The organism is Nonomuraea longispora (genome assembly GCF_004348345.1).
Taxonomy (GTDB): Bacteria; Actinomycetota; Actinomycetes; order Streptosporangiales; family Streptosporangiaceae; genus Nonomuraea; species Nonomuraea longispora.
This window is the reverse complement of sequence record NZ_SMJZ01000004.1, coordinates 44219-66051: the sequence shown is the minus strand read 5'-3', so window position 1 is coordinate 66051 and position 21833 is coordinate 44219. Positions and strand designations below refer to the sequence as shown.

The 21833-nt window shown below is 67.7% G+C and carries 20 protein-coding genes and 1 pseudogene; 16 read left to right on the top strand and 5 right to left on the bottom strand.

Going from position 1 to position 21833, the window contains the following annotated elements:
- The first annotated feature begins 209 nt into the window (after positions 1-209).
- Positions 210-515, top strand: coding sequence for a DUF1330 domain-containing protein (locus E1267_RS02180; RefSeq protein ID WP_132329096.1), 306 nt, complete (start codon positions 210-212; stop codon positions 513-515).
- A gap of 342 nt (positions 516-857) precedes the next feature.
- Here E1267_RS02180 and E1267_RS02175 read toward each other — a convergent pair whose 3' ends face one another.
- Entirely contained in the window at positions 858-1487 is a 630-nt protein-coding gene (locus tag E1267_RS02175; protein ID WP_246063352.1) for a GntR family transcriptional regulator, read from the bottom strand.
- A 335-nt stretch (positions 1488-1822) separates the two neighbouring features.
- Between E1267_RS02175 and E1267_RS02170 the strand changes: the two genes are divergently transcribed.
- The 9 genes from E1267_RS02170 (at position 1823) to E1267_RS02130 (ending at position 14039) form a co-directional block, all read left to right on the top strand.
- On the top strand, positions 1823-3895 hold the full coding sequence (locus tag E1267_RS02170; protein WP_165959426.1) for a hydantoinase/oxoprolinase family protein: 2073 nt from the start codon (positions 1823-1825) through the stop codon (positions 3893-3895).
- A complete protein-coding gene (locus E1267_RS02165; protein WP_132329091.1) occupies positions 3892-5652 on the top strand; it encodes a hydantoinase B/oxoprolinase family protein in 1761 nt (586 codons plus the stop codon). The genes E1267_RS02170 and E1267_RS02165 overlap by 4 nt, the downstream gene beginning before the upstream one ends.
- The gene (locus tag E1267_RS02160; RefSeq protein WP_132329089.1) at positions 5649-7268 is read left to right on the top strand and encodes an ABC transporter substrate-binding protein; all 1620 of its coding nucleotides are present in this window, start codon (positions 5649-5651) and stop codon (positions 7266-7268) included. The genes E1267_RS02165 and E1267_RS02160 overlap by 4 nt, the downstream gene beginning before the upstream one ends.
- A gap of 2 nt (positions 7269-7270) precedes the next feature.
- Positions 7271-8110: an ABC transporter permease gene (locus E1267_RS02155; protein ID WP_132329087.1), complete on the top strand. Its 840-nt coding sequence runs from the start codon at positions 7271-7273 to the stop codon at positions 8108-8110.
- A 21-nt stretch (positions 8111-8131) separates the two neighbouring features.
- Entirely contained in the window at positions 8132-9151 is a 1020-nt protein-coding gene (locus E1267_RS02150; protein ID WP_132329085.1) for an ABC transporter permease, read from the top strand.
- Positions 9148-10737 carry a dipeptide ABC transporter ATP-binding protein gene (locus tag E1267_RS02145; protein ID WP_132329083.1) on the top strand — a complete coding sequence of 530 codons (1590 nt, stop codon included), beginning with the start codon at positions 9148-9150 and terminating at the stop codon, positions 10735-10737. Before E1267_RS02150 ends, E1267_RS02145 begins: the two co-directional genes overlap by 4 nt.
- Entirely contained in the window at positions 10737-11939 is a 1203-nt protein-coding gene (locus E1267_RS02140; RefSeq protein ID WP_165959425.1) for a metal-dependent hydrolase family protein, read from the top strand. Before E1267_RS02145 ends, E1267_RS02140 begins: the two co-directional genes overlap by 1 nt.
- Before the next feature lie 95 nt (positions 11940-12034).
- Positions 12035-12334 carry an ATP-binding cassette domain-containing protein gene (locus tag E1267_RS45480; RefSeq protein ID WP_220449303.1) on the top strand — a complete coding sequence of 100 codons (300 nt, stop codon included), beginning with the start codon at positions 12035-12037 and terminating at the stop codon, positions 12332-12334.
- A 295-nt stretch (positions 12335-12629) separates the two neighbouring features.
- Positions 12630-14039, top strand: coding sequence for an OmpA family protein (locus E1267_RS02130; RefSeq protein ID WP_246063350.1), 1410 nt, complete (start codon positions 12630-12632; stop codon positions 14037-14039).
- Between the two features lie 252 nt (positions 14040-14291).
- Here the strand turns inward: E1267_RS02130 and E1267_RS02125 are convergent.
- The 3 genes and pseudogenes from E1267_RS02125 to E1267_RS02115 form a co-directional block, all read right to left on the bottom strand.
- Positions 14292-14459, bottom strand: a pseudogene (locus tag E1267_RS02125) (cytochrome P450); the annotation flags it as partial.
- A 260-nt stretch (positions 14460-14719) separates the two neighbouring features.
- Positions 14720-15541, bottom strand: coding sequence for a class I SAM-dependent methyltransferase (locus E1267_RS02120; protein ID WP_165959424.1), 822 nt, complete (start codon positions 15539-15541; stop codon positions 14720-14722).
- A 4-nt stretch (positions 15542-15545) separates the two neighbouring features.
- The gene (locus tag E1267_RS02115; protein WP_132329077.1) at positions 15546-16190 is read right to left on the bottom strand and encodes a TetR/AcrR family transcriptional regulator; all 645 of its coding nucleotides are present in this window, start codon (positions 16188-16190) and stop codon (positions 15546-15548) included.
- A gap of 29 nt (positions 16191-16219) precedes the next feature.
- Between E1267_RS02115 and E1267_RS02110 the strand changes: the two genes are divergently transcribed.
- Positions 16220-16651: a site-specific integrase gene (locus E1267_RS02110; protein ID WP_132329075.1), complete on the top strand. Its 432-nt coding sequence runs from the start codon at positions 16220-16222 to the stop codon at positions 16649-16651.
- Positions 16652-16933: 282 nt separating this feature from the next.
- Here E1267_RS02110 and E1267_RS02105 read toward each other — a convergent pair whose 3' ends face one another.
- On the bottom strand, positions 16934-17680 hold the full coding sequence (locus E1267_RS02105) for a TetR/AcrR family transcriptional regulator (protein WP_132329073.1): 747 nt from the start codon (positions 17678-17680) through the stop codon (positions 16934-16936).
- 109 nt (positions 17681-17789) lie between these two features.
- Here E1267_RS02105 and E1267_RS02100 point away from each other — a divergent pair, with 109 nt between their 5' ends.
- From E1267_RS02100 to E1267_RS02080, 5 genes are all read left to right on the top strand, one after another.
- Positions 17790-18872: an alpha/beta hydrolase gene (locus E1267_RS02100; protein WP_132329071.1), complete on the top strand. Its 1083-nt coding sequence runs from the start codon at positions 17790-17792 to the stop codon at positions 18870-18872.
- 102 nt (positions 18873-18974) lie between these two features.
- On the top strand, positions 18975-19118 hold the full coding sequence (locus E1267_RS44010; RefSeq protein WP_165959423.1) for a hypothetical protein: 144 nt from the start codon (positions 18975-18977) through the stop codon (positions 19116-19118).
- Positions 19119-19468: 350 nt separating this feature from the next.
- Entirely contained in the window at positions 19469-19861 is a 393-nt protein-coding gene (locus tag E1267_RS02090; RefSeq protein WP_132329069.1) for a GntR family transcriptional regulator, read from the top strand.
- On the top strand, positions 19858-20703 hold the full coding sequence (locus E1267_RS02085) for an ABC transporter ATP-binding protein (protein WP_132329067.1): 846 nt from the start codon (positions 19858-19860) through the stop codon (positions 20701-20703). The genes E1267_RS02090 and E1267_RS02085 overlap by 4 nt, the downstream gene beginning before the upstream one ends.
- Positions 20700-21662, top strand: coding sequence for an ABC transporter permease (locus tag E1267_RS02080; RefSeq protein WP_132329065.1), 963 nt, complete (start codon positions 20700-20702; stop codon positions 21660-21662). The genes E1267_RS02085 and E1267_RS02080 overlap by 4 nt, the downstream gene beginning before the upstream one ends.
- The last annotated feature ends 171 nt before the right edge of the window (positions 21663-21833 follow it).

Genomic DNA, 21833 nt, shown 5'->3' with positions numbered 1-21833 from the left:
CGGGGCAGGATGGTCGGGTGACCGATGAGCACCCGGCCCGGCCCAGGCGGCGGACGTTCACCAAGTCCTACAAGGCGCGGATCCTGGCCGCTTCAAGCCCTAACCTGCGCATATGACGATTCAACTGACCGCAGTACCCGTCGCCAGGATAGATCGATCTGAGTGTCAATTCGAAGTCGGACGTGTCCGGCCCAACACAGGAGATTTCCATGGCTAAGGGCTACTGGGTCAGTGTCTACCCCGCCATTTCCGGCCCTGAGAGTCTGACCGCCTACGACAAGCTGGCCGGTCCGGCTGTCCAGGCTGGGGGCGGGCGCGTCCTGTCCAGGATCCCGTCCCGTGGCGGTCGAGTCGTCGCCCGCGAGGCCGGAACCACGCAACGCGTCGTTCTGATCGAGTTCGACAGCTTTGAACAGGCCGTCGCGGCGTACGAGAGCGAGGCATACCAGAAGGCGCTGGCGGCCCTCCCCGACGGCTTCGAGCGCGACTTCCGCATCATCGAAGGCGTCGACTGACCGGCGGGCCCAGCCGTCGCTGAACGGGTGACAGGCGGGAACGCCCGCCGTCAACGGCGTCCATGACGTCGGCCAATGCTCAACGCCAACCACTGTTCCATCGCTCCCCGAGGCCGGATCCGAAGACCGTCCGCAGCACTCTTCTGCATGCATCAGCTGCACATGCAGGTCAGAGCGATGCAGTGCCCAGAGTCGACAAGGCGTCGGCCGCACTGGACTTCTCGATAGCCGGGATCGAAGACACCGCCTCACCAACTGAACCCGCCCCAGCACCAACGACGCCCGAGCCAACGCTCGGGCGTCGTTGCATCTTCTGCCAGTGTGGCGCCCCGGCCCCGGCGGCTACTCGTCGGTGCTGTCGCCGGTGGCCCATACTCCGCGTACGTGCCTGATGTGGCGGCGCATCAGGGCTTCGGCGCCGTCGGCGTCGCCTGCGCAGATCAGGTCCAGAAGTTCGGTGTGTTCGTGGGCGGTGGAGGCGAGTTCGCCACGGTCGGCCAGTTGGGGGATGCCGTACAGGCGGGAGCGCAAGCGCAGGCCGCGGACGGTGTCCACCAGGCTCTTGTTGTTGCCGTACGCGAGCAGTTTCAGGTGGAACTGCAGGTCGATAGCGCTGAACTCGATCGGGAGCTTGTCGCGCGCCGTACGTTCGAGTTCGTCGGCGAGATGGCGCAGTTCCGCGAGTCCGGCCTCGTCATCGATGCCCCGTTTGGCGATCAGCCGGACGGTCGGGGCCTCGATGAGCTCGCGTAGCTGGGTCAGTTCGTCGAGCTCTGTGCTGGTGAGCTGGACGACGCGGAAGCCCTTGTTGGGTATCGCCTCGACCAGACCTTCCTTGACGAGGTCGAGCATCGCCTCGCGTACCGGGGTCGCGGAGATTCCGAGCTGCGTGCCGATCGATCGTGCGGAGTACACCGTGCCCGGCTTCAGGTAGCCGGACATGATCGCCGCCTGGAGCCGCCGCAGGGTCACGTCCCTCAGCGATTCCCGAGGGCGCAGAGCCGATAGCGGCTCATCGATCAACACGTGGTGACCTTCCCATGGGGCGCGGATGGAGGTATGCGCGGGGCTCATGCCTGCGCCTCCACCGCACTTACTGTAATACCCGTTCGTGGCGATCTGTTGCAATCACTGAGCGGACGTCTTCCCGTCGAATGGTGCATAGCACACGAAACATGGTAGTGACGAACCAATCCCACGAATCCTCTTTTCAGACAGCCGGACACCCTCTAGAGTCCACTGCTATATCAGATGCGACATCTGACACTGCACCCATCGAGTGTCGGTGCGCAAGGGAAGAGGGACGCATGACCGAATCGAAGACGAAGCGACGTCTCGCCGTCGACGTTGGTGGGACGTTCATCGACTATGTGCTGCTCGACGAGGCGACTGGGCAGGTGGTGGTCGAAAAACAGCCAGCGACGGCGAGCAACCTCGTCAACGAGTTCATGACCGGCATCGAGCGGCTGCCCGCCCCGCTGTCGGAGATCGAGCTGCTCATCCACGGCACCACGGTCGCGCTCAACACGCTGGTCCAGCTCCGTGGCGCCAGAACGGGGCTGCTCACCACCAAGGGCTTCAGAGACGTACTTGAGCTGGGCCGCGGTGGCCGGCCGGAGATCTTCGACCTGCAGATCACCGCCGCCGAGCCCCTGGTCGAGCGGAAGCTCCGCCGCGAGATCGACGAGCGCCTGGCCGCCGACGGCGGCGTCCTTCGTCCTGTGGACCTCGCCGAGGTCAGGCGCGAAGTCGACTTCCTTGTCCAGCAGGGCGTGGAAGCGGTGGCGATCATCTTTCTGCACAGCTACAAGAACCCGAAGAACGAGCAACTCGTCGCCGACTTCGTACGGTCGCAGTACCCCGATCTCTCGGTGAGCGTCTCCAGCGACCTCGTACGCGAGTGGCGCGAGTTCGAGCGCACCTCCACTACGGTCATCAACGCCTTCACGCAGCCGCACTTCTCCCGCTACGCTCGCGCGGTCGAGTCGGCCACGCGCGAGGGCGGGCTGACCAATCCGATCGCGTTCCTGCGCTCCAACGGCGGCGTCACGCCGATCAGCACCGCCGAACGCCGCCCGGTCGACACGCTCAATTCCGGCCCGGCCGGTGGCGTCGTCGGCGCGCGTGCGCTGCTCGCGGCGACCAGGTACCGCAACGGAATCTGCGCCGACGTCGGGGGCACCACCTACGATGTCGCCCTCATCCGCGACGGTGAGGTGGTCGAGCGATCAGAGACGATCATCGAGAAGCGGCCGATCATGGGTTCGGTCATCGATATTGTGTCGGTGGGAGCGGGTGGCGGCTCGATCGCCTCGATCAACCCGCTGTCCGGCACGCTGAAGGTGGGGCCTGAGAGCGCGGGCGCCCACCCAGGCCCGGCCTGCTTCGGGCTCGGCGGCAAGCGGCCCACGGTCACGGACGCCCAGGTGATCCTCCAGATGCTCGACCCGGAGCGCTTCCTCGGTCGCCGGATGACCCTGGACAAGGGACGCGCGGAACGCGCCATCGTTGAGGCACTCGGCGACGACTCCAGTGTGGTGGAACACGCCGCGGGCATCGTCGCGGTCGCCCAGGCCAACATGGCCAACGCCATCAGGCAGATGACCACGCAACGCGGCCTCGACCCCCGCGAGTTCGTCCTGGTCTCCTTCGGTGGTGGTGGTGGCCTGTTTGCCGCGGGGGTCTGTGAGGAACTGGGCGTCGGCACCGTGCTCGTGCCGCCCGCCGCCGCGGGATTCTCCGCGTGGGGCATGCTCAACAGCGACTACCGCGAGGACGCGACCGTCACCGTCTCGCTCCCGATCACGCCGGACAACCACTCGCTGCTGGCACGTCACCTGAAGGAGTTGCACGCTGAGGCGACGGCCGCGCTGAACGACTACGGCTTCCCCGTCGGCGGCGTCGAGTGCTCCTACAGCGCCGAGATCAGGTTCGCCGGCCAGGAGCACACGCTCAGCACCCCGATCGCCGCGACCGTCGTCGAGCACGATGCGGAGGAGCTCATCGGCGACCTGCCGGGGCTGTTCGCCGAGCGGCACAAGGAGCGGTACGGCCACGGCGACCCCGGCGCGCTCACCGAAGTCGTGACGCTTCGCTGCCGTGCCATTGCCCCCGTCGTACGTCCCAAGTTCCCCGTCCCCGCGACTGCGGATGAGGTCGTCCCCGTGGCATCGCGTGACATCTGGTTCCCCGCCACCGGCTGGTACGAGGACGTCCCGGTGTTCGAGCGCAGCGACCTCAGGCTCGGCGTGACGCTCCACGGCCCGGCCGTGATCGACGAGTGGACGACCACCGTGATCGTGCCGCCCGGTTGGACTATCGCGCTGGACGACACCGGAAACCTCGAACTCGCCCGTGACGGGAAAGGAAGCGCTCGATGAAGACCATCGCCGACCCGGTCAAGGCCGAGATCACCCGTAACGCGTTGGTCTCGGCGGCCAGGGAGATGCACGACACGCTCATCCGCAGCGCCTACAACCCGCTCATCTTCGACGTGAAGGACTTCGGCGTCACGATCCTTTCCGCGGACGGCGACATGTGGGCCGACGCTCCCGGGCTGCCGGTGTTCGTCAGTTCGCTGCCAGAGACCGTGCGCTCCGGCATCCGCCGCTGGGGCAAGGACGGCTTCCGCGACGGGGACGTGCTGATCGCGAACTGCCCGTACCTCACCGGCACGCACCTTTCGGACACGGCCGTCTACATGCCGGTGTTCCACGAGGGCGCATTGGTGGCGTTCACCGCCACGATGGCGCACTGGGCCGACATCGGCGGCATGAGCCCCGGGGGGTGGACCGTGGATTCCACGGAGATCTACCAGGAGGGTCTGAGGTTCACCAACCAGCGCCTGCACATCGCCGGCGAGCCCAACGTCGACCTGCTGGACTTCATCGAGGCGAACGTACGGGTGTCGCACATCGTGATGGGCGACCTGCACGCGCAGATCGCGACGTGCCTGACCGGTGCGCGCCGGGTGCAGGCCCTGTGCGACAGGTACGACCCCAAGGACGTCACCGGCATCATGGGTGACGTGCTCGAGCGGACGGAGTCCGCGCTCCGCCAGGAGATCGCGGCCCTGCCCGACGGCCGGATGGAGCGAGAGGTCGAGCTCGACTTCGACGGAGTCGACCGCGGCTACCGGCCGCGCGTCGCGGTTCAGGTCGCGGTGGAGGGTGACCGGCTCACCGTCACCTTCGACGGCACGTCCCGCTCCGCGCCCGGCCCGATCAACATCGGCGAGGCGGCCACGCTCAGCGCTGCCGTGGAGGCGGTCAAGGGCATCCTGGACCCGCTGGGCCCGACGAACGAGGCGCATCTCAAGGTCGTCGACGTGACGTGGCCCGAGGAGGCTACGCTGGTCAACCCGGGTGCGCCGTCGCCCTGCGACTCCTACGGATATGTCGGCACCGGCGTCACGGAGATGATCGTGCACGCGATGACGGAGGTCGCACCGCACCGTGGCCGCGCGTCCTCGTACCAGATGGTCTCCGACTACGTCTTGTGCACGAGCGCCACCAACAAGCGGTTCGTCTTCGCCGAGCCGGTCATGGGCGGGCACGGCGCGTGGGAGGGTCACGACGGCGAAACCCTGGTCTTCACTGGTGACGGTGACACGCTCAACACGCCCGTCGAGGTGATGGAGAGCCGTTACCCGATCAGATGCGAGGAGTTCGCCTTGAACACCGAGTCGGCCGGGCCCGGCGAGTTCCGCGGCGGGATGGGCGTCAAACGCGACATCCGCGTGCTGCAGGACGACTGCATGATCAAGACAGCCCTCGAGTGCACCAAGGACGGGCTGGCCCGCGGACTGCACGGCGGTGAAGCGGGCGACATCACCAAGACGGTCCTGACATACCCGTCGGGCGAGGTTGTGGTCCAGTACGAGCGCGTCGGCGACTTCCCCATCCCCAACGGGACGATCATGGGAATCCATACCGGCGGTGGCGGCGGTTATGGCCATCCCCTCGACCGTGACCCCGCGCGCGTGCTGAACGACGTGGACAACGACATCCTCGGCATCGACGCCGCCAGGACAATCTACGGTGTCCACCTGAACCGCGACGTGGGCGGGCTGCTGTCGGTCGACGCGAGGGCGACCGAGCGGGAGCGGGCACAGCGCAGGGAAAGCGACTCCTCGTGAGGCTCCGCACCATCGCCGCGATCAGCGCCGCCGGGTCCTGCGCTCTGGCGCTGACCGGCTGCACCGCCGACAAGCTGGGTGTTGTCGGCCCCACCGCGAGAGTGGGCGACACCTCACCGCTGCAGGTCAGCTTCGCTTCCGCACCCGCCTCGCTCGACCCGGCCAAGAGTTGTACGGGCGAAGACCGCCAACTGCTCAACTCGCTCTACGCCCGCCTCGTCGACTTCGGCGCGAAGCGCGGCCCAGAAGGCACCACGCAGATCGACTACACCACGATCATGCCGTACCTGGCCAAGAGCTGGGACACCTCAGAAGACGGCAAGACCTACGTCTTCAAGCTGCAAACCGGCTGGAAGTTCCCCAGCGGTGCGCCGATGGACGCCGAGGCGGTCGAGTTCTCGCTCGAGCGGACGCTCACGATGGGTCAGTGTGGCTCGTCGATTCTCAACGATCTCTACACGGACCCGCCGCTGATCAAGGACATCGACGCGCCCGACCACGAGACGGTCGTGATCAAGCTGAACCAGCCGGACCCCCAGGTGCTCGCCGCGCTCGCCGACACCTCCGGCGGCATCGTCGACCCGACGCTCGTCGAAGCCAACGGCGGCGTGAAGGCCAACGAAGGCAACGCCTGGATGGACTCGCATGCGGCCGGCGGTGGCGCGTACGTGCTCTCGTCCTATTCCGCGGGCACGTCGGCCGTGCTGAAGGCCAACCCGACGTACGGGGGGCTGCCGCCGGAGAGCGAGGAGATCCAGATCACATGGGTGACCTCGCCCTCCACGCAGTTGCTGAACGTCGAGAACGGAACGACGGACATCGCCTTCGGCCTGAGCGGCTCAGCGCTGAACTCGCTGAAATCGAAGCAGAACGTGAAGGTCGTCGCCTACGACGACACCCAGTCCATGGTCATGACCATGCCGAACAACCGGGAACCGTGGACCAACCGCGACCTCCGCGAGGCCGTGGTCAAGGCCATACCGGCCCAGGACATCATCAAGAACGTCCTGTACGGCTTCGGCAAGCAGTACTACGGGCCGATCCCGCCCTCGATGCCCGGCTACAGCGAAGAACACGGACAGCCGGTCCCCGCGAACGTCGAGGAGGCCAAGAAGCTGGTGGACAAGTCGGGCGTCAAGACGCCGATCAACGTGACGCTCGACATCCTGGCGGGGGACCAGAACCAGAAGGCCCTCTCGACGGTCATCCAGAGCGCGCTCAAGCAGATCGGCATCAACATCACGGTACGCACGCTGACCTCCAGCGCCTGGAACGACGCCGTCTACAACGGCAAGAGCCAGGCCACGCTCCGCTTCGACGGCCCCGCGCTGGCCAACGCGGGCTACTATCTGCAGTACGACGAGGCGTGCAGCAGTGTGGGGACGTTCAACACGGGTTACATCTGCGTCCGGGCGAACACGCCGTTGCTTGACGAAGCGCGCAAGACGAGCGACGAGGCCGAACGCGACAGGTTGTACGCACAACTCACCAAGAACTGGGTGGAGGCGTATCCGCGCGTGACGCTCTACCAGAGCCTCACGCCGTTCGTCCTGTCGACGTCAGTGCGCAAGTTCCACTTCTCCAGTTCGTACGACATGCGCACCTGGGCGAAGTGACCATGGCCGTCACCGTAACAGCCGCCCCCACGATGGCGAGTCGGCGCCCCTGGCCGAGGATCATCACGATCATCGTCCTAGCGGCCTACCTCACGCTCGCCATCGCCGGGATCTTCGTCCAGGACCAGTCCAACGTCGCCGACGTGACGAACACGCTCCAGCAACCGAGCGCCGAGCATCTGCTGGGAACCGACGGCGAAGGGCGCGACGTCCTGACCCGCGTCGCCGTGGGGGCGGGCATCTCGATCATGCTGGCCGCGATCTCCGTCGTCCTCGGCTCCGTGGGCGGGCTGATCGTCGCGCTGGCCTGCGGGCTGGGCGCGCGGTGGCTCGACCGCGTACTGATGGCACCGATGAACGCGGTGCTGGCCTTCCCCCAACTCCTGCTCACCATGGCCATCGCCATCGCGCTCGGCACCGGGCTCCAGAGCGCGGTGATCGGGATCGTCGTGACGATCATCCCGGTGTTCGCGGTGACACTGCGCGGCGAAGCACTGCGCAGCAGATCAGAAGCGTTCGTCGAGGCGGCGATCACGATCGGGCTGCCTCGCTGGCGTATCGCGCTGCGTCACGTGGTGCCCTATCTCGGTACCACGATGACGATCCAGGTAGCCGCGAACTTCGGCAACGCGGTGATCACGCTGGCCGCACTCAGTTACATCGGCGTCGGCGCGAGACCGCCCACGGCCGAGTGGGGCGCGATGATCAATGACGGGCTCCAGCACGCGGTCAGCGGCCAGTGGTGGGTCGGCGTGGCGCCGGGCCTCGCGCTGCTCGGATTGGTCATCGCGGTCAACATCCTCACCGACCAGATCCGGGCTCGCCGCTCGGCCGACGCGTGACCGCCCAGAGGAGAGTGCCGCGTGTTCCGTGACATCCGCCAACGACTGGCCGCCAGCGTGGTCACCATCGTGCTCGCGTCGTTCGTCTCGTTCGTCGTGCTCCGCGCGCTGCCCGGCGACCCCGCCCGCCTGATCGCCGGGCCACTCGCCGGCCAGGAGACGATCGAGGCGACCCGGCGCGGTCTGGGGCTCGACGAGCCGTTCTTCGCACAGTACGGCCTGTTCCTCTGGGACTTCGTCAGGGGCGACTGGGGCTACTCCTTCTCGGTGGGCGAACAGGTGCGCACCGCGCTGACCTCACGCCTTGCCGCCACGTTCGAGCTTGCCCTCTACGCTTTCCTGCTCGCCATCGTGGGCGCGCTGGTGTGCGCCAGTGTGGCGAGCTTCCGCCCCGGGCTGCGGCGTGGCCTGGTGCGGTTGTTCGCCCTGGTCGGGCTCGGCAGCCCGCCCTTTTGGGTGGGGCTGGTGCTCATCGTCGTGTTCTCCGCCCAACTCGGATGGTGGCCGGGGCCGAGCGGCCGGTTGTCGCCGCAACTTGTGCCGCCGCCGTCCGTGACCGGCTTCCACACGATCGACTTCGCCCTCCAAGGCGACATCATCGGAGTCAGCGACTCGGCCGCCCACCTCGTGCTGCCCGTTCTGTCGCTGGCGCTGCTGCCGTGGGCGTTCCTCACGCGGCTGCTGACGGCGAACATGGCCGACACGGCGGTCCAGCCCTACATTCTGGTGGTACGCAGCAAGGGCGTGGCGGCCTGGCCCACTCACGTCCGCCATGTGCTGGCCAACAGTCTCCTGCCCACCGTGAGCTCGTGCGGGCTGATCCTGGCCACCATGATCACCGGCAGCGTGCTGGTCGAGACGGTGTTCAACTGGCCAGGCGTCGGCGCCATGCTCACCGAGGGCATCTCGTCCCAGGACTTCGCGCTGGTCCAGAGCTTTATTCTGCTGAGCGCGATCCTCTACGTCATCGGGAATCTCGTGGGCGATGCGGTCAACCGCATGATCGACGCCCGCCTGCGTACCTCCGGAGCGGCGCAATGACACAGAGCGCAACAGTAGTGAACGTCGACGGGCTGCGCGTCGCGTACGGCGGCACGGAGGTCGTGCACGGTGTCTCCTTCCAGCTACGCCGCGGCTCACGCCTTGGCGTCGTCGGCGAGTCAGGCTCCGGCAAATCGACCATCGCCCGCGCGATACTCGGGCTGCTGCCATCTGAGGGCAGGGTGACCGACGGGCGGATCACGCTGCTCGGCACCGACGTGGTCCAGCGGACCGACAAGGAGATGAATGACCTGCGCGGCAGGGTCGTCTCCCTGGTGTTCCAGGACCCGCTCACCTCCCTGGACCCGGTCAAACGGATCGGCAAGCAGATCGCCGAGGTGATCGTCCAGCACGACAAGAAGCTGCCCAGGCCCGAGGTGCGGAAACGGTGCGTCACGCTGCTGAACGAGGTCGGCGTGAACGACGCCGAACGCCGGCTTGAGCAGTACCCGCACGAGATTTCCGGCGGCATGCGCCAACGAGTGCTCATCGCCATCGCCATCGCCAACCAACCCGACGTCCTGATCGCGGACGAGCCGACCACCGCGCTCGACGTGACCACCCAGGCCCAGGTGCTCGACCTGCTCAAGACGACCGCGGACCGGCACGGCATGTCGGTCATCCTGGTCACCCACGATCTCGGCGTCGTCGCGGAGTTCTGCGACGAGGTCGTGGTGATGAAGACCGGGGAGATCGTCGAGACCGGCACCGCACGGCAACTCTTCTCCGCTCCACGCGAGGACTACACCCGTCACCTGCTCGACTGCATCCCGCGCGCCGGCGACCGCAGGCCGGGACCCGAGTTCGACTACCAGGTGGAGACAGAGCCGGTCGTGCGCGTCACCGGCCTGCGCAAGCAGTACGGCAGGACGACCGTGCTGGAGGACGTGGACCTGGCGATCCACGCGCGGGAGACCGTGGGCATCGTCGGCGAGTCGGGCGCGGGCAAGTCCACCCTGGCCAGGACCATCATCCGGCTGGAGACCCCGTCGGGCGGCACCGTCGAACTGGCCGGGGCCGACTTCGGCCGCGCCAGATCAAAGCGCCTGCGTGAGCTGCGCCGCGACATCCAGATGGTGTTCCAGGATCCGTTCAGCTCGCTCGACCCGCACATGCAGATCCAGGACATCGTGGCCCAGCCGCTGATCGTCCACGGGCTCGCCGACCGCGCCGCTGCCCGAACACGCGCCGCCGCGATGCTCGACGGTATGGGTCTGGGCACGGAATACCTGGAACGGGTGCCACGCAACTTGTCAGGCGGCCAGCGGCAGCGGGTCGCCATCGCGCGGGCGCTCATTCTCGGCCCCGCCCTGACCGTTCTGGACGAGCCGATCTCCGCGCTCGACGTGTCAGTCCGCGCCCAAGTGCTCGACCTGCTACGCGAGGAACAACTCGCGCTGGGCACCGCATACCTGTTCATCGTGCATGACTTGGCAGTGGCCAGATATTTCTGCGACCGCATCGCGGTGCTGTTCGAAGGGCGGATCGTCGAGTACGGCACGCCGGAGGACCTCTTCGAAAATCCGGTGCACCCCCACACCAAGCGACTGCTGGGCGCGATCCCCGACCCATGGAGGAACAACTGATGAGCGTCATCGGACTGCGCGGCGCGACGGTCTTCGATTCGACCGGCCGCGACCCCCACCGTGCCGATCTCCGGCTGCACGACGACGTCATCGACACAGGCTCAGGACCCGCCGACGAGGTGCTCGACCTCGACGGGCATACCGTACTGCCCGGTTTCATCGACGCGCACGCGCACGTGGGCTTGCTCTCGTTGTACGGCCAGGCGTCCTGGTCGGCGGCCGAGCAGGCGGGCTATGTCTTCAGGAACCTGCGAGAATCCCTCGACCAGGGCTTCACGACCCTGCGCGACCTCGGCGGCATCGACGGCGGTGTCCTCAAGGCCATCAAGGCCGGCCTGATAAATGGCCCGCGCGTACATCCGAGCGGGCAGATCCTCTCGCAAATCGGTGGGCACGGCGACATGCGGCCGAAGTTCTCCGACGAGCCGGACAATCCCGGCCTTGGCGGTGGCCTGGTCCGCAATCACGCCCTGTGCACGGGCCCCGACCAGGTCAGAGCCGCCGTGCGCAACCAGTTCCGCCGCGGCGCCACCCAGATCAAGATGTTCGTGACTGGCGGTGTCCTGTCCGAGGGCGACCCGCTGGAGTCACCCCAGTTCACCGTCGAGGAGATCCGCGCGGCCCAGGACGAGGCCCAGAGCCACGGCTCGTACGTCACCGTGCACGCCCACACCGACACCGGCCTGCTGCGCGCCCTGGAAGCCGGCGTCCGCTCCTTCGAACACGCGTCGATGATCGATGAGGAAACCGCGTCCGCGTTGCAGCGCAGCGGCTCCACCGTCGTGCCGACGCTCGCGGTAGACGAGATCCTCGCCTCCGACCCCGCCGCCTGGGGCGTGCCTGACCATCTACTCGACGACCTCGACCACCTGCACACCGAACAACGCCGCTCCCTCACGATGCTGCACGACCTGGGGGTATCGCTCGGCTCCGGCGCCGACCTCATCGGTACTGAGCAGCGCACCAGGGCCCGCCAGATCTACCTGATGGCCAAGGAGATCGGCCTCGCCAACGCCATTGAGTCGGCCACACGCGTCAATGCCGAACTCCTGCGCATCTCCGACAGGGTCGGCACGATCGAGCCGGGCAAGCTGGCCGACCTCGTGATCTATGAGGGCGATGCCGCCGAGGACCCCGAAATCATCGGCACCCGTCCACCGAAATACGTCATCCAGTCCGGCCGCATCATCCGCAGACCTTGACCCGGCCGGCACAGTAGGTCTTGGTAGGTTCGATCTGGCGTAGTGTCGGCTTCCCATTCACGCCCGGAGTGTTCAGTCAGCCGCACGGATCTGGGGTGCTTCGTACCAGCCGAGCATCTCAAGGCGAACGGCACCGCCCGCACCGCCTGTCCGGCGGCGAGTTCCAGCGCGCGGCGCTCGCCCGTGCCCTCCTGCCCCGGCCCCGGTCGCCCATCTGCGACGAGAGCACCTCGGGGCGCGTCATTGAACTGGAGGAGGTCGACCTGCGACGGCCGCGCCACGCGCTGTCCGTCGCCGCCCACGACGGGCAGGACCCGCCGCCACGTCCAGATCGGCGGCCGCTCGCCCAGCGATACCTCCTGCATGCCCCGCGACAGTGCGCGGGCTGGACGTAGGCTTGGGTGTCAAAGTTTCCGACAGTGAACGGTATGGTCACCGTCTTCGTTAGTAGCCGGTTAGCCCTATACCGGATGAAGTGGAGTTTTTGTGAGGCGCACCACCTCGACGACCGTGATGTCCGCCCTAGCGGCACTGACGCTGGGAGGATGCGGCCTCGCCGGAGGAAACGACGAACCCGCCGCGTCCGGGACGCCCAAACCAAAGCAGAGCACTGACAGCAGCAGCGCCCCCGCGGCCGCATTCGTCAAGGAGGGGTTCGTCGGAAGCTGGAGCGCTCACCAGAACGCACGCGTGAAGATCGCCGAACTCGCCGCGGTCGACGGCATGACCAGGCTCACCGTCGAGTACACCAGCCTCGCGGACCGGCCTATCGCGGACGTCGGCAAGAATGACAACGCGATGAGCGTCCAGCACTTCTTCCGCGTCCTGGACCCGGTCCAGCAACTGCGCTACACGCCGTACGAGAAAATCGGCTCCGACATCTGGGACTTTTACGAAGAGGAGCTCTGGCAGCCCGGCGTCACCTACACGCTGGTGGCCTTCCTGCCGCCGCTGGAGGGATCCCCGCAGCGGGTCACCGTCGAGGGCCCCGGCGGCATCGGCGAGTTCGCCGGTGTCCCGGTCGTGCAGGGAAAACCGCAGAACTATCCGTCGGCCCTGCCGGAGGAACGCGCCGAGGGATGGCCGCGCAAGGGCGAGAACGTCATGGTCCCGGTCACCACCGGCGAACCAGACGAGGAGCCGGTCATCACCAAGCTCGTCTCCCAGGTGGAGACCGTGGTCGGCCGCCGGGAGACCGACTCCGACCGCGAAACGGTGGCGCTGCGCGCCGATGTGCTCTTCGCCTTCGACAAGGCCGACCTGAGCAGGCACGCCAAGGGCGTCCTCGGCGACGTCATCAAGGAGACCCGCGAGCGCGCCGACCCTGACAAGCCGCCCATCACCATCACCGGCCACACCGACGGAGTCGGCACCGACCGCTACAACCAGACCCTCTCTGAGGACCGCGCCGACGCCGTACGCGACCTGCTCGCAACCGAACTCGGCTCCGACTACGAGTACAAGACGCGAGGCAAAGGCTCCACCGACCCTGCCGAGGCCGAAGGCGGCGACGACGACGCCTGGGCCCGTTCCCAGAACCGCCGCGTCGAGATCTCCTACACCTTCAAGAAGGACGTGGCAGCCGAACCCGAGCCCGAGGACGAACCGGAGACCGAGACCAAAACGCTCACCGTCAACCCCGCCGACGCCGCGCCGCCCGCGAGCTTCCACTCCCTCACCCACGCCAAGCCCGCCGCCGAAGCCACCTTCGACCAGAAATACTTCTTCAGCGGAAACCAGGAACACTCCTGGAAGCTGCAGGTCTACCCGTTCTACCGGGACGGCGCATACCTGGTGGCGCGGTTCCGGACCACCCACCAGGGCGACGACCTGCCGGGGAACAACCCCTTCGGCACCGAAGGCTCCTTCGAGTTCAGCGCCTTCGAACCGAAGACCGGAACCATCTACCCCCAGGTGTACAACGGCCAGGAGAAGTCCTACGTGGACCGCGTGGGCTCACGGCTCTGGCCAGCCGCGCTGGCCTCGGGGTCAACCCAGTACGGCTACTTCTACATCCCGGCCCCTCCCGAGGAGACCACGGAGCTGACCTTCAACGGCGGCGGCTTCGGCCTCCTGGAGGGCATCCCCATCGAGAAGTGACAGCCGCGCGCTTCCATCCCCTGTTGGGGAAGGAACGCCGGGATATCTCTGGACGGCATCGGCGGCGAGAGTGACCGCGTCGCCGATGCCGTCCGGTCCAGCAGTACGTGGCCAATGCGGGCTGACCGCTTCCACCCGGCGCCACCTTTCTCCTCTTGCATTTTGCAGCAGCGCGAAAGTTCTCGGGGCCAGCATGTTCGCGGTGGTGTCGAGCCCGGCGACCAGCAGGACCGGTCATCAGATCCTTATCGCTGTGAGCAGCCGCATCCGCCGTACGGTGAACTTGCCCACCAGCGGCTTACGGTAGTGCCCCTGCCGCGGCTCGTCCATCAGCAGGAACTCACCAGGTTGTGCCGGCGGAACCTCGATGTCGCCGTAGTTGATGGCCGGGTCGTGGCGCATGAGCTCCCTGCGTGAACTGGAGTGGTCACAGTTCGAACGACCACGATCCGTGATCGTTATCACTCACTCAGCTACTTTGGGCTGGGGCCAGCTTCGGGAACGGAGGGCCAAGTAGAAGTCGTCCGCCTCCGGCATCGCAGCCAGCAACCGCGGCGCCTCCCATCGGTGTCCGGTGAACGCCTGGGCGACGGCCGGCTGTTGGGCCGCCCGCCAGGAAGCGCCCACGATCCTCCAGCAGCCGCCGGTCCTCGGCGGTCACCTCGGTGCCTCTGGAGTCCCTAGAAGCGGTAGTGCTGAACGGCGGTGCCCTTGCGTGAGATGGAGATGCTCCAGGCGGTCAGGAAGTTGGCCAGGCGGGTCGTCCACGGGTAGTCGGCTACTTCGGGCTCGCGGCCCAGCAGAATTTCGCGTACCAGCTTCAGGCGGGGTTCCAGGCGCTCGATGTCCTGCGGGGTGTCGAAGCCGGGAGACCTCAGGAAGGGGACGACGGACTGGGTGCCGGCGTACTTCTTGGCCGCCCAGACGTGGAACCTCGTGTAGCCGTTGAAGCAGATCTCGCCTGCGGGGAAGTGGCGGATGAGGCGGTCGAGGAGCGTGGCCAGTTCCTCCTTGGACAGGAACCCGATCAGGCCGTCGGCGACGATCACGGCGGGGCGGTCGGCGGGGACTTCGCTGATCCATCGGGGGTCGTTGAGGTCGGAGCCGATGGTGTGGAGGTGGGGGCGTTCGGGGAGTAGTAGTTGCCTGGTCTTGGCCACGCCGGGCAGGTCGACGTCGTACCACTCGACGGTGGTGGGCGGGTCGACGCGGTAGACGCGGGTGTCGAGTCCGGCGCCCAGGTCGAGCCCGACGGCGTCGGGATTTTTGGCGATGAACTGGCGCACGATGTTGTCCATGACCAGGGAGCGGTGCGCGATGCCCACGACGGGGCTGGCGGAGAGCTTGAACTGCCCGGCGTCGTAGTCGAGCTTCCTGACGATGTCGTATGCGGTCTTGTCGTGCAGGATCGGGTGTTTGGCCTGGTAGTCGAGCGCCTTGCCTGCCAGGGTCAGCCAGAGCGTGTTCTCCAGCGGGGTGAGGTCGGGGAGGGTGATGGCCATCGTGTCAGTCCCTTTTCTGTGGTGACTCATCCAGCGCGGTCCGGGCTGCCTTCAGCGCGGTGTCGTTGGTGAACAGCCCGTGGGTGTAGAGCTCCAGCGTGGGCAGGGCGAGGCGGCGTAGCAGGTCGGGGCCGAACCGCTCGTAGCCCAGCGCCCGCGCCAGGGGCGGCGGCATGGTGAGCGTGGCCACGCTGTTGAGCACGGTTAGCACCGCCAGCGCCCGCACGTCCGAGGAAGGTCGCATCGAGCCGTCGGCGATACCGGCCCGCAGGATCTCCTCGGACTCCGCCACCAGCGTGTCGACGAACGTGGCTGCGGCGGGGGTGTCCTCCTCGATCGCACGCAGCATGTACTGCACCTGGAGGCGGTATTCCTCCGGGTTGGATAGGTATTCGCGAAAGAGGTCCTGCATGCCGCTGGGCCGGGCGTTGTCGGCCCGCTGGATCAAGATGCGCAGGACGTGGTCGTCACAGACGCTCCGGAGCCTTTCCTTACTGCCGAAGTGATGGATGACCAGGCCGGGGCTCACTCCGGCGGTGGCTGCGACGGCGCGCAGGTTGGCCTTCTGGAAGCCGTCCCGAGCGAAGTGTGCGATGGCCGCGTTGCGGATCTTGGCCTGGGCGGTCAGGTCCGGCGATGCTGAACACATGTTTAGGAATTTAAACGTATGTTTAATACTTGGCAAGTGGAGAGCGGTACCCACTGGGGCGGCGGCTGCTGGAGTTCACCAAGTGCGAACGCCGCTTCGGGGTGACACCGCAGCAGATCTTCACCGAGGACAACCGGGTCGCGCACGTCGCCGAGTACGAGGGGCAGCCGGGACGGCGCCCGTTGACCTTCGATGAGGTCCAGGCCCTGTTCGACGCCGTCGACGCACGGGTCGAGCAGACCCAGGCCCTCGGTCGCAAAGGCAGCCTCACCGCGCGGCGGGACGCAGCCCTGCTCAAGACCATCTACGCGTTCGGCCTGCGCCGCAACGAGGCCCGCATGCTGGATCTGGGAGATCTGCGGCGCCCCCCGAAAATGCCCCAGTTCCGGCAGTTTGGCGGGTTATACGTCCGCTACGGCAAGGCCTCACGCGGCAGCCCGCCCAGCGCCGCACCGTGCTGACGGTCCAGGAGATGGACGCCCGAGCGGTTCGTGTCGCTGCAGGTCGGCCACGAGTACGCGAGCACCACGGCGATCTGCCGGCGGCGTGGCAGGCGCTGTGGGCCTCCGGGGAGGATCGGACCCGATCTTGGCGCTACAGGGACCAAGAGTCACGCTGATGAGCCCAAATCACGTTGGTCTGCGCGAGTTCTTGTCGCTCGGCTCGGGCTGCCGACGGATGCCGTCGTTCACCTGCGCCGCAGCTGCGTCAGCGGGTCAGCGATCGTAGGGGGGTGGTGCTCGCTAGGCGCGGTCGATGAGCACCTGGACGCCGTCGAGGATGCGATCAAGGCCGAAGTCGAGTGGATCGAGCTCGGTGGGGGTGAATGCGCCGTCGGCGATCGCCTTGGTCAGGGCGGGGAAGCGATCGCTGTGGCGGTTGAGTAGTTCGCTGGTCAGGCGGCCCCATTCGCGGTTGTGGTCCTCGTCGAAGTCGGCCCGTTGCTGGGCGAGGTTGCGTACCTGCCCAGCGACCAGGAGGAAGACCTGGTGGCGTTGGCCGGCGGTCAGGCCGGTCGGTTCCAGGGCGGCAAGTGCGGCGTCCATCCAGGCGAGCTGGTGGGGGCCCATGATCTGCCGGCGCATGGCGGTGGCGGCCAGCAGCCAGGGGTGGGCCTGGTAGACCGCCCACTGGCGGTGGGCCCACGTGGAAAGCCGAGCTCGCCAGCCGGAGCTGGCGGCCGACAGGTCGGGAGGTTCGGAGAGGACGGCTTCGACCATCAACTCGACGAGTTCGGTCTTGCCGGGCACGTAGCGGTACAGGGCCATGGCCGAGACGCCGAATTCGGCGGCGACCCTGTTCATCGAGACGGTCTCCAGCCCTTCGGCGTCGGCGAGGGTCACGGCGGCCTGGGCGATGCGCTGGGGCGTGAGGCTGGGCTTGGGTCCGCGGGCGGGTTGGTCCTGTTCGCCCCACAGCAGCGCGATGCCCGTCGGCAGGTCGCGCGCCTTCTTGTCTTTGTTCTCGCGCGGCTTGGCTGCCCTGGCCATGGTCGCTCCTCTTGGTGAGGTCGTTCGCGGGCGTCGGTTGACACCCTCCCACCACTGTATATAGCGTAAACATCTTGTTTAGAACATAAACAGTTTAGAGGAGTAACAGATGCTCAGCATCGCCGTCGCCGCAACCGCAAGCGCGGTCATCGCCGTCCCCGCCGCGGGCCTGTTCGGCTACCGTCGGCTCAGGCGCACCGCCCACGCCAAACGACTGCGCATCACCAGCCCGTACGGCGTCGAGGAGTCCGGCTTCGCCCGCATCGGCGGCATCGACCAATGGATCTCCATCCGCGGCGAAGACCACCGCAACCCGGTGATCCTGGAACTCCACGGCGGCCCTGGCGCCACCAACCTGATCTTCGCCTCGCGCACCCGCGCCTGGGAGCGGCACTTCACGATCGTGCGGTGGGACATGCGCGGAGCCGGCAAGACCTTCGGCCACAGCGGCGCCGATGGACAGGGCGACATGAGCCTGCGGCGACTCGAGCACGACGCGCTGGAGGTCACCCAGCACATCCGCGCCCGCCTCGGCGTCGACAAAGTCGTGCTGCTCGCCTGCTCCTTCGGCTCCTTCGTCGGGCTGCGCCTGGCCCGCAACCACCCGGAGCTGTACGGCGCCTACGTCGGCACCGACCAGAACATCAACGCCGGCGGCCGCGACCACGCCGCCTACCGCGCGCTACTGGACCGGCTCGACGCGGCCGGCAAGCGCAAGGAACTGGCCGCCGTCACCGCGATGGGCCCGGACAAGTCGGCCTGGAGCGTCGAGGACTGGTCACAGTACAACAAGCACACCGTCGGCTCCGACCCGCTCACCTTCGACACCGTCAAGACCGTCGTGGTCGGCTCCCTGCTGTCCTCGCCCCTGCACTCCCTGCGCGAACTGCCCGCCTACACGAAGGCCATGACCTTCTCCCAGCGCGTCGCGCCCGAGTCCGCGACCATCGACGAATGGGCCGAAGGCACCACGTTCGCCATCCCGTTCTTCATCTTCCAGGGCGAGCACGACGTGATCACCCCGCCCGAGCCGGTCCGGCGGTTCTTCAACGACGTCACCGCGCCGGTCAAGGACTTCACCCTCATCCAGGACGCAAGCCACTTCGCCTCCTTCCGCCACCCCGACCAATTCCTCGACCTGATGCTCACCAAGGTCCGACCCCTGCTCACCAGCCAACCGATCACCCGGTGAAGCGCCACAGCCCTTGACCATCACCAACCCCTCGACCCGGCGACTGGACATCGACGCCGCTGCTCGAGTCGCTGCGAACGCAATTGGCTCTGCGTGGCCACGGTGGCTCTGCGTGTTCTCAGAAATGAGGAGATGGGCGAGCTGCTGGCCGTCACCGACCAGCTCGACAACAGCGGCGCGACGGCCCTGGAGGCGGGCCGAGCGCGAGCAGCTGCTGGCGCGGGTTCCGGCCGCTGCTGCAGCTGACTCCTGCCTGCCGCGCCGGGCGCAGGCCCGGAGCAGTTCGCGGGCGTGGGGCAGGAACGCCTGCCCGTCGATGGTGAGCTCGGCGCCGCGCGGAGCGCGGGTGAACAGCCGTACGCCGAGGTCCGGTTTGTTGAAGGGGTTCTTGACGGCCCCAGGGCCGGTTCCGAAGCCAATTTCATGATCTACAGAAAACGATCGTTATTTGAAAGCCCGAGACGCTCGCAGAGCGTGAAGACGATTACTCTCAGCTACTTTGCGGCTCGGCGCAGCTTCGGGAGCACTGGGCCGTTGACAATGAGCGTTCAAATCCAACATCCTTTCACTATTCGAATAGTGAAAGGGTGCTTTGGTTGATCGAGTTCAACCTGGACCGCGGCTCGGGGGTTTCGACGTACCTTCAGCTCGTTCACCAGGTCAAACAAGCGCTCCGGCTCGGTACGCTGCGGCCCGGCGACCAGTTGCCGACCGCCCGCGAGGTGGTCGAGAGCCTGGCCATCAATCCCAACACCGTGCTCAAGGCGTACCGGGAGCTGGAGCGCGAAGGGCTGGTCGAGGGGCGGCCGGGGATGGGGACGTTCGTCCGGCAGGGCATCGCGGGTGCGACGCTCGCCGAGCACACGCGGCTGCGGCGCAGTCTGGAGGGATGGGTGCGCGACGCCCGCGCGGCCGGGCTCGATCAGGAGGACCTGCGGGCGCTGTTCACCGTGGTCCTGGCCGACGCCGCGAAGGAGGGTGTGGCATGAGTCCCGCGCTGGAGGCGACCGGGCTGGGAGTCCGCTATCGCCGCACGTGGGCGTTGCGCGACTGCTCGCTGTCCGTGCCCACCGGGCGCGTGGCGGCGCTCGTCGGGCCTAACGGCGCGGGCAAGACCACGCTCATGCACGCGGCCGTAGGCCTGCTGCGGCCGGCGCTGGGAAGCGTCCGCGTGGCCGGCGAGGCGGCGTTCGTGGCACAGGACAAGCCGCTGTACGAGAGCTTCACCGTCGCCGAGATGCTCGCCTTCGGCCGCCGCATGAACACCCGCTGGGACGACGCCGCGGCTGCCGACCGGCTCGCCCGGCTGGGCATCCCGCTGAAGCGGAAGGTGAGCGGGCTGTCCGGCGGGCAGCAGGCGCAGGTGGCGGTCACGCTGGCGCTGGCCTGCCGGCCCGACCTGCTCGTGCTGGACGAACCGCTGGCCAACCTCGACCCGCTCGCCCGCCACGACGTGATGCGCTCGATCATGGCGGAGATGGCCGGACAGGAGCTGACCGTGCTGCTGTCCTCGCACGTCGTCTCCGACCTAGAGGAAACCTGCGACTGGCTGGTCGTGCTGAACGGGGGCCGGCTGCAGGTCAGTGGTGGCATCGAGGAGTTGCTCGACGGGCATCTCGTGCTCACCGGGCCGGACGCGGCATCGGCGGCGGGCGCGCAGGTGGTGGGCGCGAGCCGTGCCGGCAGGCAGGTCAGCATGCTGGTCAGGGGCGCGCCGCCGCTCGATCCGCGCTGGCAGGCGCGGCGGCCCGGGCTGGAGGAGCTCGTCATGGGCTACCTGCGCAGCCCCGAGTCGGCGGCGCTACCGGGACTGACGGGGGTGGGCGCGTGATCTGGGTGACCTGGCGCCAGCACCGGGCACAGATCCTCGTGACGGCGGCCTTCCTGGCGCTGCTGGGGGTGCTGCTGCTGGGTTCGGCGGTAGAGGCGAGCCGGTACGTGGCCGAGCATGCCCCGCCCGGCTGTCCCGGGGCCGCCGTGGCGTGCGGAGACCTGGCGGTGGCGCTCGGGCAGCGCTACGACGCGGTCTACTCGATCTTCGGCTGGATGCCGCTGGTGGCGCCCGCGTTGATCGGGGCGTTCTGGGGCGCGCCGCTGCTCGGCCGCGAGTACGAACGCGGCACCCACCGCCTGGCCTGGACCCAGTCCGTGCCCGTTTGGCAGTGGTTGGCAGTCAAGCTGTCGCTCCTGGGCGCAGCGGTCGTGGCGGGCGGGCTGCTGCTGTCGCTCATGGTGAGCCTGTGGCGGCCGGTGTTCAGGACGGGGGTCGACTCCACGTTCGGCAACATCGGCGTGTTCAACATGGTCGGGGTGGAGCCGGCGGCGTGGTGGCTATACGCGTTCGTGCTCGGCACCGCGGCCGGCACCCTGTTCCGGCGTACGCTGCCTGCGATGGTGCTGGTCGTGGCCGGTGTGGCGGTGTCGATGTTGACGCTGTTCCAGCTGAGCGACCACTACGCCGAGCCGGCGCGTACCGAGCTGTCCGGCACCGTGCTGCTGGACGATCCCGACGCCCGGCTGGTGAGCGCCGCCTGGGTGGAGCCGTCCGGGAGGGAGGTCGCCGAGCCGGCCGACAGCGGCTGCCCGCGTCGGGTGGACGTGGGGCAGAGCAGCAAGAATGCCGAGGCGTGGCAGGCGTGCCTGTTCGGCAAGGGCTACCGGTACGCGGTGTACTACCATCCGCCGTCCAGGTTCTGGCGCTTCCAGTGGACCGAGGCAGGGATCCTGGCGCTCGCGTCGGCGGCCCTCGGCGGCCTGGCCGTGCGCCGCACCCTCCGCCGCCCCGGCTGACAGGCCTGTTCTGTCAGCCGGAGGCAGGCCCGGGCTGGTGATTGCTGTCGGGGCACCGCGACGGGTTGCGGGATACTGCTGCCCACTCCCCCTCCCGCCGGCCCTGGCATGGCACCTACCGGCGCGATCGCACGCAATGTCCAGGACTCGGGGGCGGCGTGGACTCCGGCG

Bases quoted from the DNA above. Each gene is read 5' to 3' on its own strand.
- E1267_RS02180 (WP_132329096.1), top strand. From the start codon at position 210: ATGGCTAAGGGCTACTGGGTCAGTGTCTACCCCGCCATTTCCGGCCCT.
- E1267_RS02100 (WP_132329071.1), top strand. From the start codon at position 17,790: ATGCTCAGCATCGCCGTCGCCGCAACCGCAAGCGCGGTCATCGCCGTC.
- E1267_RS02115 (WP_132329077.1), bottom strand. From the start codon at position 16,190: ATGTGTTCAGCATCGCCGGACCTGACCGCCCAGGCCAAGATCCGCAAC.
- E1267_RS02165 (WP_132329091.1), top strand. From the start codon at position 3,892: ATGAAGACCATCGCCGACCCGGTCAAGGCCGAGATCACCCGTAACGCG.
- E1267_RS02155 (WP_132329087.1), top strand. From the start codon at position 7,271: ATGGCCGTCACCGTAACAGCCGCCCCCACGATGGCGAGTCGGCGCCCC.
- E1267_RS02145 (WP_132329083.1), top strand. From the start codon at position 9,148: ATGACACAGAGCGCAACAGTAGTGAACGTCGACGGGCTGCGCGTCGCG.
- E1267_RS02105 (WP_132329073.1), bottom strand. From the start codon at position 17,680: ATGGCCAGGGCAGCCAAGCCGCGCGAGAACAAAGACAAGAAGGCGCGC.
- E1267_RS02140 (WP_165959425.1), top strand. From the start codon at position 10,737: ATGAGCGTCATCGGACTGCGCGGCGCGACGGTCTTCGATTCGACCGGC.
- E1267_RS02085 (WP_132329067.1), top strand. From the start codon at position 19,858: ATGAGTCCCGCGCTGGAGGCGACCGGGCTGGGAGTCCGCTATCGCCGC.
- E1267_RS02120 (WP_165959424.1), bottom strand. From the start codon at position 15,541: ATGGCCATCACCCTCCCCGACCTCACCCCGCTGGAGAACACGCTCTGG.
- E1267_RS02170 (WP_165959426.1), top strand. From the start codon at position 1,823: ATGACCGAATCGAAGACGAAGCGACGTCTCGCCGTCGACGTTGGTGGG.